Origin of the sequence: Maribacter sp. Asnod2-G09 (genome assembly GCF_045063795.1) — a bacterium.
Classification (GTDB): Bacteria; Bacteroidota; Bacteroidia; order Flavobacteriales; family Flavobacteriaceae; genus Maribacter.
Genome location: NZ_JBEFOA010000005.1, coordinates 538,108 through 551,008 on the forward strand (window position 1 = coordinate 538,108; position 12,901 = coordinate 551,008).

Annotated in this window: 9 protein-coding genes and 1 tRNA gene; 5 read left to right on the plus strand and 5 right to left on the minus strand. The window is 36.5% G+C overall.

Annotated features, from left to right (window positions below; all coding sequences use genetic code 11):
• Positions 1-386: 386 nt before the first annotated feature.
• Positions 387-3,416 carry a DNA polymerase III subunit alpha gene (locus ACJJVT_RS14350; protein ID WP_405399623.1) on the minus strand — a complete coding sequence of 1,010 codons (3,030 nt, stop codon included), beginning with the start codon at positions 3,414-3,416 and terminating at the stop codon, positions 387-389.
• Positions 3,417-3,808: 392 nt separating this feature from the next.
• A complete protein-coding gene (gene dinB, locus ACJJVT_RS14355) occupies positions 3,809-5,023 on the minus strand; it encodes a DNA polymerase IV (RefSeq protein WP_405399625.1) in 1,215 nt (404 codons plus the stop codon).
• Positions 5,024-5,299: 276 nt separating this feature from the next.
• Here dinB and ACJJVT_RS14360 point away from each other — a divergent pair, with 276 nt between their 5' ends.
• On the plus strand, positions 5,300-6,205 hold the full coding sequence (locus ACJJVT_RS14360; protein WP_405399627.1) for a hypothetical protein: 906 nt from the start codon (positions 5,300-5,302) through the stop codon (positions 6,203-6,205).
• A 1-nt stretch (position 6,206) separates the two neighbouring features.
• Here the strand turns inward: ACJJVT_RS14360 and ACJJVT_RS14365 are convergent, their stop codons facing one another.
• Positions 6,207-7,160, minus strand: coding sequence for a hypothetical protein (locus ACJJVT_RS14365; RefSeq protein WP_405399629.1), 954 nt, complete (start codon positions 7,158-7,160; stop codon positions 6,207-6,209).
• Positions 7,161-7,433: 273 nt separating this feature from the next.
• Here ACJJVT_RS14365 and ACJJVT_RS14370 point away from each other — a divergent pair, with 273 nt between their 5' ends.
• Together ACJJVT_RS14370 and ACJJVT_RS14375 are read left to right on the plus strand one after the other, a co-directional pair.
• Entirely contained in the window at positions 7,434-8,795 is a 1,362-nt protein-coding gene (locus tag ACJJVT_RS14370) for a hypothetical protein (protein WP_405399631.1), read from the plus strand.
• Positions 8,796-8,973: 178 nt separating this feature from the next.
• Positions 8,974-10,017 carry a DNA cytosine methyltransferase gene (locus tag ACJJVT_RS14375; RefSeq protein ID WP_405399633.1) on the plus strand — a complete coding sequence of 348 codons (1,044 nt, stop codon included), beginning with the start codon at positions 8,974-8,976 and terminating at the stop codon, positions 10,015-10,017.
• Positions 10,018-10,038: 21 nt separating this feature from the next.
• On the opposite strand, the gene ACJJVT_RS14380 is transcribed toward ACJJVT_RS14375, so the two are convergent.
• Both ACJJVT_RS14380 and ACJJVT_RS14385 read right to left on the minus strand, forming a co-directional pair.
• The gene (locus ACJJVT_RS14380) at positions 10,039-10,860 is read right to left on the minus strand and encodes a type II CAAX prenyl endopeptidase Rce1 family protein (RefSeq protein ID WP_405399634.1); all 822 of its coding nucleotides are present in this window, start codon (positions 10,858-10,860) and stop codon (positions 10,039-10,041) included.
• A 155-nt stretch (positions 10,861-11,015) separates the two neighbouring features.
• Positions 11,016-11,095: transfer RNA gene (locus ACJJVT_RS14385), tRNA-Leu, on the minus strand.
• A 191-nt stretch (positions 11,096-11,286) separates the two neighbouring features.
• On the opposite strand from ACJJVT_RS14385, the gene ACJJVT_RS14390 reads away from it, so the two are divergent.
• Both ACJJVT_RS14390 and ACJJVT_RS14395 read left to right on the plus strand, forming a co-directional pair.
• Positions 11,287-12,228 (plus strand): ribose-phosphate pyrophosphokinase, encoded by a 942-nt coding sequence (locus ACJJVT_RS14390; RefSeq protein ID WP_405401043.1) that lies wholly within the window; start codon positions 11,287-11,289, stop codon positions 12,226-12,228.
• A 41-nt stretch (positions 12,229-12,269) separates the two neighbouring features.
• Positions 12,270-12,899 carry a 50S ribosomal protein L25/general stress protein Ctc gene (locus ACJJVT_RS14395; RefSeq protein ID WP_299798010.1) on the plus strand — a complete coding sequence of 210 codons (630 nt, stop codon included), beginning with the start codon at positions 12,270-12,272 and terminating at the stop codon, positions 12,897-12,899.
• Positions 12,900-12,901: the final 2 nt, after the last annotated feature.

The window sequence follows — 12,901 nt, forward strand, 5'->3', positions numbered from 1 at the left end:
AAACTTATTAGTTAATCGCATATTCTACCAGTTAAACACCAATACCTCTTTTCAAGCTAATTTTCACCCCAATAACAACCAAACAAACCCGTAAATTGCCTTCATGAAAAAACTAATACAATTCTTAGGTGCCTGATACGGTGCTAAAAAAATAGGCGGAGGTAAATGTGGTTGTATAGGAACCTTTTTTGTGTTCCTTATACTTTTCTGGATATTAGGTTATGTGCTTGATGCTTTTTAAGGATGGTTGTTAGTTGTTGGTTGTCGGTTGATGGTTTTTGCGCTATACGCTGTACGCGTAATTTGCGCTAAGCGCGTTGCGCATTACGAATAGCGGTTTCTCTCTTCTCTATTTTCTATACTCTATTTTCTGTTGTTCCTTTAATCTATTCTCTAACTTCTATTTTCTCTTCGCCAGTTATCTTTTTATCAAAAACCTTTGCACTAGTTTTCATATCGGCATACCTTGGATCTTGAATGAAGTCTTGTTTTATTAGTTTAATGACTTCTATACTCAAAAAACCGAATTCACTGACTACTTTTCCATAGAACCTATAAATTCCTCTTCCTCTAAACATATATTTTGCCGCTACTGGTGGAAATAACACGGCATCAAAAACTTGCCCTTGTTGGTCTAATAGTGTTGCAAAGTACATTGCTTTACCGGTGTGGGTTTTTGCTCGCTTGATAGTAATCAGATATCCGTAGATATCGATATTTCTATTTAAATACTTTTCAAAATCTTTACTACCAGAACTATTCAACGGTATCACCTCCAATAGTTCAAACGGACTACATAAACTAAACCCTAACAACTCTAATTGCGTAAAGGCAACTTCTAAATTGGTACTGTACAATGACGGAATTTCAAAATGTTGCTGTTTTGGCGCGAACAGTTTTGGGTGGTCTATTTTCTTGGTTTTGTTCAAAAACAAGTGTGCTTTCCAAAGGAGTTCGTGTTTATTGGTATCCGTAAACCGGAAGGCATCAATACGTATTAAAATACTGACTTGTTCTATGGAGATGATCAACCTATCCAAGAAATCTTCCAACGATATAAAATCACCTTTTACAAAGCGTTCTTTTAAAATACGCTCCATTACCCGTTGTTCCAATTCCCGCAAATAGCCTAATCCTAAATACAAATCCTTACCATAAATACGATTACCTGCATTACTTTTATTAACGCAAGGCGAATGTATCGTTGCGCCCAACATACGAGCTTCATGCACGTAGAACTCAGGCTTATAAAACCCGCCACCATTATTAAGAACTGCCACCATGTATTCTAACGGATAGTAGGCACGTAAAAACAAACTCTGGTAACTCTCTACGGCATACGATGCCGAATGCCCTTTAGCAAAAGCATAGCCTGCAAAACTTGCTACTTGGTCCCAAATTTCTTGAATGAGTTTCTCGGCATATCCTTTTTTACGACAGTTGTCCATAAACTTGTCTTGCACTTTTTGAAACTCCTCTCGAGAACGGAACTTACCACTCATACCGCGTCGTAATACATCAGCTTCGCCTAGATCTAGATCTGCAAAATGGTGGGCAACTTTTATCACATCTTCTTGGTAGACCATTACTCCGTATGTCTCTGGCATAATTTCTAACATCACCGGATGCGCCAGCTCCTCTGCCCTGCCCTTGTTACGATGGCGAAGAATATACTCGCGCATCATTCCGCTTTTAGATACTCCCGGGCGAATAATAGAACTTGCCGCTACCAAACCCAGATAGGTATCAACTTCTAGCTTTTTTAATAACATCCGCATGGCGGGAGATTCCACATAAAAACAACCCATGCACTGTGCTGTTTTTACTAAATTATTGATTTTAGGGTCTCTCTTAAACGCCTTGATATCATGAATATCAAACTTGGCAAATTCCTCGGGTCGGTCACGTTCTAAAATATCAAGCGTCTCCTTTATTTTGGAGAGTCCGCGTTGAGCTAGAATATCGAACTTAAAAATACCGACATCTTCAGCGATAATCATATCGAACTGTGTGGTTGGGAATCCCTTTGGCGGCATATTGGTCGCCGAAAACCAGTGAATAGGTTTTTCGGTAATTAAGATTCCGCCTGCATGTATACTCAGGTAATTAGGCATACCGTGAAGTAGCTGTGTGTACTTCAATACTAAAGTTGATATAGTATCTAACCTGCTTGCCTGAATATTACCATCGCACAGTAAATCTATTTCATCTTTTGGCAGACCGAAAACTTTACCAAGCTCACGAATAACTCCCCGAGATTGGAAAGTAACGTAGGTACCCAACAATGCGACATTTTCAAAACGATTAAAAATATACTCCGTCATAACCGGTCTGTCTCGATGCGAAAAATCAATATCAAAATCGGGCGGATTCACACGATACAGATTTATAAATCGCTCAAAATACAAATCGAGCTCCATAGGATCTACATCGGTAATAAAAAGCAGGTATGCCACAATACTATTGGCACCACTACCCCGACCTACATAAAAGAAATTCTGTTTTCGGGCATAGGTGACAATATCCCAATTGATAAGAAAATAAGAGACAAAATTCATCTCTTTAATGAGGTACAGCTCTTTCGCTAAGCGATCCAACACAGCCTGGTCAATTTCTGGGTAACGCTTGGGCAATCCCTCGTGACATAACTGCTCTAAAAACACCTCATCTTCTTCGGTACTGCTTAAATACTTACTTAAATTCTGAGGTTTTCGCCCTGTAGTAAAATCGAAATGAATGGAACAGACATCCATCAACTGCTGGGTGTTCTCAAGAATAAAACTATGTTCAGAAAAGTGCGCCGCCAAGTTTGGTATCGCATACATATGTTCATCATCACGCGCCTGTTCGGTAACCGATAACATGCTCAATAAGGTGTTGTTGTCTATAGCGCGTAACAAACGGTGTGCATTAAAATCGCGCTTGTTTCTGAACGTGACTGGCTGCAGCAATACAATTTTATCGCGCTGCTCTAATAACTTTGAAAACCGGAGTCGTTTTAGCTCATTTACAGAAACCCCAATAAACTCATGCGCAGCAAAGACTTTCTTTTCACTCTCTAGAACTTTCTCAAAGGGATAAATAACAAACACCTCTTTAAACTGCGGAGCGATATCGGGTATTTTCTTGTTTTGATGTATGTGATGCGACAGAAAATTATTGAGTTCTAGAAATCCCTCATTATTCTTTGCTACACCTACAAAGCAAGGTTCTACTCCGTTTCTGAAATCAATACCCAAAATAGGTCGCACATCAAATTCGGGTGCTTTACGAACAAAGTTTAAACAAGCCGATGTATTATTAATGTCCGTCAACACCAATTGCGTTACCCCATGCGCCTTCGCTAATTGCAAAAGCTCAATCTCGGAGAAAGTCCCGTAGCGAAGGCTGTAGTATGTGTGGTTGTTTAGGTACACTTTTTTCGTTGTTGGTTGTTCGTTGTTGGTTGTTCGTGTTTTGCGCTTCGCTTTTTGGTTGATGGTTTTTTGCGCTGAACGCTTGACGCTACGCGCTATACGCTGTGCTTTTGGTTGATGGTTTTTTTGCTTCGCTATGCGTAGTGCGCTTTTTATTGTTCATTTTTTGCGCTTCGCGTGTTGCGCAGTGCGTTTTCTCTCTTCTCTATATTCTATATTCTTTTTTCTAACTCAGCACTTCACTTCGGCTACGCTCAGTGAACGGGTTTCGTCTTTGCGAGGTATTTTGCGCTTAGCGTGTAGCGCAATGCACATTACGCTTTCTCTCTTCTCTATATTCTAACTTCTTTTCTCTTTTCAACAACCAACAACGAACAACCAACAACCAACAACTAAATTTTCCTATGCGCCAACACAACAGGTGGCAATCCGTTGAAAGGGTTATGCATTCTTCCTATTGTTTTTGCCCCCATGCCCGATGCTCGCAGTACACTTTTGTCTCCGTATCGTTTTCGAATATTATCCATTGCATTATAGAGGCTTAGTATTTCTTCGGTATCATCAAAAAGGTTGATTTGATAATTACCAGATACCAAATGACTGAAACGTATACCAATCAACCGTACTAATAACCTACGGTTATATAAGTTTTTGAACAGGTCTAGAATTTTAGGTATTAGAATATGGTCTCCGCTGGTATATGGAATACGCATTTGCTTTGAATAGGTATTAAAATCTGAATATCGAATCTTTACTGAAATACAAGCGGATAACTTATCTCCACGTCGTAATTGATATGCCAGGTTTTCGGTCATGGCGATGAGAATACCACGTAATCTGTTTACATCAATCGTATCTTTATTAAAAGTGCGTTCAGTAGAAATCGATTTTCGCTCACAAAACGGAATCACAGGTGTATTATCTATCCCATTGGCACGATTCCATATTACTCCGCCATTAGCACCTAAAACCCGCTGCATTACTTCCATCGGCATCTCTTGCACAGTTCGTACTTGTCGCAAACCAAGATTCCGTAAGGTCTGATAGGTTTTATCGCCTACCATTGGTATTTTTTTTATGGATAACGGAGCAAGAAAAGGCTTCTCCAACCCCTCATCTATCTTTAACTGATTGTTTGGTTTCGCCTCATTAGTCGCTACTTTAGAAACCACTTTATTCGCTGATAACCCGAAGGAAATGGGGAGTCCCGTTTCACGAATAATCCTCTTTCGCATTTGAGAAGCATACTGGTAGCAACCAAAAAAGCGATCCATACCGGTAAGGTCTGCATAAAACTCATCGATACTCGATTTTTCGAATACCGGTACGTACTCCTTAATAATTTCCGTCACTACATCCGAGTGTTTACTGTAGTCACCTGCATTACCTCGAATTACAACAGCATCAGGACACAGTTCGCGTGCCATTTTCATAGGCATACCAGAATGCACTCCGAATCCGCGGGTTTCATAACTGCATGCCGCTACCACGCCACGGTCTCCCGTACCGCCTACTAATAAAGGTTTGTTCTGCAACTCACGATTATTGAGTCGCTCTACAGATACATAAAAAGTATCTAAATCTATATGAAGTATTGTCTTGCTCATAACTATCCCTCTAAAAAATCGGGATAGCTAAATTATGGATTATTTCCATTTATTAGGATTATTTCCATTTTTTAACATTAAAAAATAATAGCTATAAGTATTATATAATTAGTAAAACAGCTGTTGAAAAAAAATTAATATGACCTAAATGAATTAAAAGGCTCTTGCTATTATATTAAAATGGCATAAATTTTCGTTTAGTGTCATATATCTTGTAGATTATAGAAGTCTTAAACAAGAATCGTTTAATACCATCTTTAAGATAATACAGTACACATGCGCCAAATTTATTTTATATTTTTATCTGCCTTACTATTAGTATCTACTATTAGTTTTGCGCAAGATATAGCTACCATAAATATCGTTTCCCCAAATGAAAGCACTGTCTGGAATATTCCCGATAAAATTGCTTTACAATGGAATACCGTAAAAATAGATACTAGCAAGTCCATTCGTTTTTTTCTAGTACGTAATGAAATGGTCGTACAAGAACTGGGTTCTTTTAAGAATGATGGTTTTGAAGACGGAATAGAATTGGCGAAAAATATTGGATCCGGCAATAGATATCAAGTGGTTGCCATAGAATTATTCCCCGATGACAAATTCAATATTGCTAAAAAGGCTACTCCGTTCTTTTCGATTACAAACGCAGCATCTGACGAAAGAAAGAAAAAGCAGCAATTGGCAAATGCCAATACAGTAGCACCGAAAAATAAGAAGTCTAGATCGAAAGCAAAGAAAAAAGCAAAAGAGAAAATAGCACCTAAGCGAACTGCAGTTGCCAAGGCAGAAAAAAAGCCTGAACCTACAACCGAAAGCAAACCTGAAGTTAGAGATAGCTTCGATGGTAGAAAAATTTCATATACCAAAGAATTCGAATTCAACTCTGAAGATATTGTTATAAAAATATGGGATCACGGCAGGCAAGATGGCGATATTGTATCTATCTATCTGAACGGCGTTCAAGTAATTAAAAAGTACTATTTAACCTATTGGAAAAAGGAATTCAAAATTAAACTTGACCCAACAAAATCTAACGATTTATTTCTTTACGCCCATAATTTAGGCGATTCGCCACCAAATACGGTTTCGGTAGAAATATCTGATGGTGAAAAATCTGAAAACATCGTTTTGAACTCCGACCTAAAAAGTTGCGAGGCGGTATTGATCAGTGTAAAATAAGTTATCCTTTCATAAACTGAATTAGATAAGCAATTAGAATACTCACGAAAAGACCCATGTTTACTTTAGCAAAATCATTGACTAACATTTTATAGGTTTTCTTCAATTCTCCTTTTTTTAAACGGTAGCTTATAGCAATTTCTCTACCCGCCAAAATCCCTATAAACGCCCAAGTGGTACTCATTGGTATGGTGTTTACTGATGTAAAAAAGAACAATAACAACGCATAACAAGCATCTATTATAGTTGCCGAACGAATATGTTGTGTATTTGATTTTTGATTCACTATACCTTGAATCTTGCCTCCTTTCGAATTAAATATATAGGCCATAATAAGCAAAATGAGCGCTAAGGAAAATACTAATTCGTAAAGTGATAATTGCCTTGGCAGAAATACAAAAATATTGGCAAAATCTTGTATTAACCACTGCGACCAAAGAAAGCCTGTTGAAAACCATTGCGCAACGATCCAATAAGGTCGCTGCTTTTTCTTATCCATTAATCGAATAGATGCCGGAGATTCAAATTTTTTCGTCAAAAACAGATACAACACAAATGCGGCAACGAAAGCCAGTGAATATCCGAATACCGACTTAAGAATCATTTTTTCTATCAATTGACTCGATGAAAAAACACTTAAAATCATAAACGTAGTACTTGCAGGTATACCAAAACGAGTAATTACCATTAAAGAAATCGGAGCCAATAAATACCACCAGGGCATTGGATCAGGTAGCGGAATATTCGACAACCTACCATAAGAAACATCACCACCGTTCATATACCAGCCATAAACTAAAGTTGCCGTTAAAATAGAGCCTGCAAAGCCCCATAAAAGCCACCATTTCACATTTGCGTTAGATGTCATAAACGTACCTAAGGTCTGTATAACATCATTGGCAATTACCGCGTAAGCAGCTACAATAAAACCTAAATAAAAAATGTATTGTTCCATTTATAATTTTGACATATAGCCTTTTTTACCACTAACAATCAATGCATTACCCTTTAAAAAATAAAGGTCGAAAGTAGTACTAAAATTGATACGCCGATTTTATTTTATGAACTATTTATCAGTCCTTTTTTCTACTACAAAAAATCATTTCACCACCTTCTTACACCCACCACAATTGTTCAAGACATAAGCATTAAAAGAAACAGATGCCTATCTTTAAAGCACAGCCTAACGCAAAAATCTAATTAGGTAGCATAACTATTATTACTATAAATGCCATTTAAAACTTTCCTTGATGAACCCGATAACTATAAAAATCGATTTGATTTTTATGAACAAGGCGGCTCACCTTTATTGCTTGAAAAGTTTATTGAAACTATTGAGCAGCAAAGAGGTGATATTGAAGAAATCAACATTTCTTGGTATTTGTACAACAACCAACATTTGCATGACTATCTAAAAGAAGTAGCAGCAGATGGCATTATCGTGAATGTCATTACGATACCATTAGAAGGCTATGACAATAACAAACCTAAATTTCTAGAAAATCTTATAACGGGAGAAAAGTCAGACAAAAGTGCGACCAAATATAATTTAGCAAGAAAAATTTATGGGGAAATGTACAGATCAACATTGCACGAGCATTTTAATTTATATGTGTTCCCTCATTTATATGTACGCAGTGCCCGCGTAAAAAAATTCTCAAGAGGCTCTCTACCCTATTCATTACATATTAAATCGGCTTACATTAAAAAGAAAAACGGATATCTAATACTATTGAGTTCATCCAATTTAGCAGTACGAGATTTGGTGAAAAACGAATCTATGATTTGCATAGAAGACGAACCAAACTATGAGGAGAACATAAAAGCATTTTACAAGAATCTGATCCGTAATTCAATTGCTATTAAAGATTACAAAACGTCTTTAAACACTACATGCAATACGTATGATAAACTTGAATATAAATTTTCAAATTCGGCATTTATTACTGCACCATTTTATGACAATTCAGCGAATATTCTAGAAAAAACATTATCAGAACATATATTAGCAGCAAAAGAAAGAATTATAGTTTGCGCTCAGCATTTGGCAGCGTTTAATTACAAATTCAATGCTAAGCATCATGCTACTATCAATAAAAGTGAAATTCGTAAAGGTATATTAGGTAATGTAATTGCCATGACGAACAAAGGGATAGAAGTAACTTTTTTATCACAGACTTTTGCACCTTTAACCGAAGATGCAGAGAAATTTAAAGAGATGAAATTTAGAAGACCTGCGAACGCAAATAGTTTTCAGCAATTCTACAGTAAGATCAAGAGCTCTGAGAATATTGAATACTTTGTAAATGAGCACATACACTCGAAATTTATTCTCATTGATAATATGCTAATTTACTGTTCTTATAATTTCACTCCCACCCAATTTATCTATCTAGACAACGTGAATATCACTCAATTCACCAACATGCCAGAATTAAACTATAGCGGAATACATTGCGAAGTAGGTATGCATCTTGTTATTAAAGACCAAAATACCATAAAGGCTTTTGAAAATAATGTTACAAGTATTAAACGTAAGAAGGAAACCATACAAGTAACTAACTTTGGGTGCAAGCCCACGAGGCATTAAATTGAAAACATAATTAATATTTAGACGCAAGCATAGAACATTCAAATCTCAATTACCGAGTAAAATAGATGATTGATTTAAAAGCAATTTGAAATTCTAAAATGTATTTTTGCCTTCATGTGATGAGTTTCTAAAAACCCTTTTAGAGAATCTAAGAAATATAGAATAGCGTAAGAAAATGAATATAGTATCCTTTTTTGCTGGAGCAGGCGGACTAGATCTTGGTTTTGAACAAGCTGGTTTTAATGTGATATGGGCAAACGAATATGATAAAGATATTTGGGAGACATATGAAAAGAATCACCCCAATACTACATTCGACAAAAGAAGTATTGTTGATATACCTGCGGATGATGTACCCGATTGTGACGGAATCATTGGTGGACCGCCATGTCAAAGCTGGAGTGCCGCTGGTGCCGCAAGAGGTATTCAAGACAAAAGAGGACAGTTATTCTATGATTTTATTAGAATACTGGAAGCCAAGCAACCCAAATTCTTTTTAGCAGAAAACGTAAGCGGAATGCTAATTGGCAAACACAGTACAGCGCTAGATGGCATTAAAAAGCTTTTAAAAAATGCTGGTACAGGTTATGACCTTTCTTTTCAAATGCTAAATGCATCAGACTACAATGTACCCCAAGACAGAAAAAGAGTTTTCTTTATAGGCATTAGAAAAGACTTGAATTTCAAATATGAATTTCCGACCGAAACCTTTCCTAAAATTACTCTTGAAACAGCCATTTCAGATTTAAAGGATGCGGCAATACCTGCGCTAGAATTCAATAACACTAATGGCAAAAAGTGTACTATTCCCAATCACGAGTATATGATCGGTGGTTTTTCAACCATGTACATGTCTAGAAATCGTGTTCGCAATTGGGACGAACAATCTTTTACCATACAAGCAGGTGGCAGACACGCACCTATACATCCGCAGGCACCAAAAATGAAACTTATTGAGAAAGATGTTCGCGTATTTGTACCAGGTAAAGAAGATTTATACAGAAGGTTAAGCGTACGAGAATGTGCTAGAATACAGACTTTCCCCAATGACTTTACCTTTCATTACAAAAAAGTGGCAGCAGGCTATAAAATGATCGGTAACGCAGTACCCGTTAACTTAGCGAAGTTTTTAGCCGAGAGTATTATGGCTCAATTAAAGGCTAATGAAACTAAAGTAGCTAAAGATAAAAAAGCTAAAGCTTATAAGGTTTTAGAATAGTCAAAAACTATATCATTAGTATTACTCGCCTATTAGTTCTTTTGTTTCCGCATTCATCTTCGGCGGCATAAAATACATAAAAACCAACATGATAAGAAAATAAAGAACCGCAAATGTAGTATAGGTATTGTCACCCGCATCTGGTGAAATCGGCAGTAAAACAAGAGACATATTTAACATCGATTGTATTACCAATACACATATTCCACTTTTAGTTTTTGAGTATACAATAGCACACATACCAGCAGCTCCCATCATATTTAAAAACAAGGGCCATACCGGTAAATCTTCTATTACTCCGACATTTATAAAAACGGAAGGTAACCACCATAAAGACCACACAAAACCGATAACCTGAGTTGCGTAAAATGGTTTAGTAATTTTCGAAAGTTCACGAAATGCATATCCGATCCATACCACTTCACCTAGAAATGCCCAAGACAAAAGAAATAAAGTGAATTTTAAGCTTGGTATATAAATTTCGAAATCTAGAATGGACATATCTCCATTGTAAAAAGCTACAATTACCAATGTCATCAAACCTATTATAAATGCGAATAGTAAACTAAATAGATACCATTTTGGGTGCACTTTCCAAATTAGCATAGGTCTAAACAAATTCTTTATGCCCTCATTGCCTTTTGTGATTTTTACAATAAAAAGCAATAAAAACATTAGTGCGTAAAAACGACCGTTGGTATATGGGAAAAATTCAATTACCCCCTTACTTTTCAAGTAAGTAATAACAAAATTAAGTAAAGGCGCGAGTGCTAAAAACACCCATATTTCATACTTCTTTAGAAAACCGACCATTTTTGGAACCATAAATAAATTACTAGTCATATTTCAACACTACCCATTTATCATTTTAAACACAAAACTTCAGATAAATATAGTTTATGCTAAAGTAGTTTAACTATACTTTATTATACATAATAATCTCTAAAAAATAAAAACCCCTAACAATCTAACAATAAGATTACTAGGGGTTTCAAAAGTACTCGAGGCGGGAATCGAACCCGCACTCCGAAGAACTGGATTTTGAATCCAGCGCGTCTACCAGTTCCGCCACTCGAGCATATTTTACCATTAAGACACGGCATCCTGTAAAACAGGACTGCAAAACTAAATAATTATTTTCTTTCCAACACCAAAAATATCAAGATTTATGCATTAGCAACCGAATTTAATTTTTAAATTTGCACCTCCTTAAAAACAAAGACCTCAATAAATTATTGAAGCAACTGTTTGGAAAACAATAAGAAAGACATGCCATACCAAGTTCCACAACCGAAAATATTTGCTTGTACACAAAGTAAAATCTTAGGCGAGAAAATCGCTAAGGCTTATGGAACCGAATTGGGTAAAATATCTTTTTCTCGTTATAGTGATGGGGAGTTTCAACCTTCTTTCGAAGAATCTATTCGTGGAACGCGAATCTTTATTATAGGTTCTACACATCCTGGTCCTGAAAACTTGATGGAAATGTTGCTAATGATAGATGCTGCAAAAAGAGCATCTGCACGCCATATTACAGCAGTTATGCCATACTTTGGTTGGGCAAGGCAAGACAGAAAAGACAAACCTAGAGTACCTATTGCTGCAAAATTAGTTGCTAAAATGCTGGAAACAGCAGGTGCTACTAGAATTATTACAATGGATCTACATGCTGATCAGATACAAGGGTTCTTTGAAAAACCTGTTGATCATCTTTTCGCATCTACGTTATTTTTACCATACCTAAAAAACTTAGGTCTAAAAGACCTTACTATAGCTTCACCAGATATGGGTGGTTCAAAAAGAGCATACGCATATTCTAAAGCATTAGATAGCGATGTTGTTGTTTGTTACAAACAAAGAGCTAAAGCAAACGTCATCTCTCATATGGAGCTGATAGGTGATGTAAATGGTAAAAATGTTGTACTAGTAGATGACATGGTAGATACTGCGGGTACATTGACCAAAGCAGCTGATTTAATGATGGAGCGTGGTGCTCTTAGTGTTAGAGCTATAACCACACATGGTTTATTGTCAGGTGATGCATACGAAAAAATTGAAAAATCGAAATTAACGGAATTGATCATTACCGATTCTATTCCGATTGAAATAAAGAGTGATAAAGTAAGAGTATTAAGTTGTGCTAATCTATTTGCCGAGGTAATGGATAAAGTTCATAACAATAACTCTATTTCTTCTAAGTTCTTAATGTAAGTTAGAAGCAAAAACAAGAATATTAATTTTTAATACATATAATGAAGTCAATTACAATTAAAGGATCAGAAAGAGAAAGCGTGGGCAAAAAAGCAACCAAAGCCTTACGTAATGCTGGAAAGGTTCCTTGCGTAGTATACGGAGGGGATAAACCATTACACTTTTCAGCAGATGAACTAGCGTTCAGAGATTTGGTTTACACTGCAAATGCGCACACAGTTGCAATTGAATTAGATGGTGGAGCTTCTGTAAAAGCAATCATGCAAGATATTCAGTTTCACCCTGTAACAGATGCTATCATCCATATTGATTTCTATCAATTATTCGATGATAAAATGGTTACTATGGATATTCCTGTAACATTAGAAGGAAATTCACCAGGTGTACGTAACGGTGGACGTTTATTGTTCAGAAAACGTAAACTTTCTATTAAAGCTTTACCTGGCAAATTACCTGATTTCTTCAACATTGATATCTCTAAGTTGAAAATCGGTCAGAACATCGATGTAGCATCATTATTAAATGATGATTTCACGATTTTACACCCAGATAGCCAAGTTGTAGTACAGGTTAAAACTGCACGTACCGCTGTTGTTGAGGATGAAGATGAAGAAGGTGAAGAAGGAGCTGAAGGTGCAGAAGGTGCATCTGAAGAAGCTGCTCAAGAGTAGTC

Coding starts and splice junctions, on each gene's coding strand:
- dinB (WP_405399625.1), bottom strand. CDS start 5,023: ATGAGCAAGACAATACTTCATATAGATTTAGATACTTTTTATGTATCT.
- ACJJVT_RS14360 (WP_405399627.1), top strand. CDS start 5,300: ATGCGCCAAATTTATTTTATATTTTTATCTGCCTTACTATTAGTATCT.
- ACJJVT_RS14365 (WP_405399629.1), bottom strand. CDS start 7,160: ATGGAACAATACATTTTTTATTTAGGTTTTATTGTAGCTGCTTACGCG.
- ACJJVT_RS14370 (WP_405399631.1), top strand. CDS start 7,434: ATGCCATTTAAAACTTTCCTTGATGAACCCGATAACTATAAAAATCGA.
- ACJJVT_RS14375 (WP_405399633.1), top strand. CDS start 8,974: ATGAATATAGTATCCTTTTTTGCTGGAGCAGGCGGACTAGATCTTGGT.
- ACJJVT_RS14380 (WP_405399634.1), bottom strand. CDS start 10,860: ATGACTAGTAATTTATTTATGGTTCCAAAAATGGTCGGTTTTCTAAAG.
- ACJJVT_RS14390 (WP_405401043.1), top strand. CDS start 11,287: ATGCCATACCAAGTTCCACAACCGAAAATATTTGCTTGTACACAAAGT.
- ACJJVT_RS14395 (WP_299798010.1), top strand. CDS start 12,270: ATGAAGTCAATTACAATTAAAGGATCAGAAAGAGAAAGCGTGGGCAAA.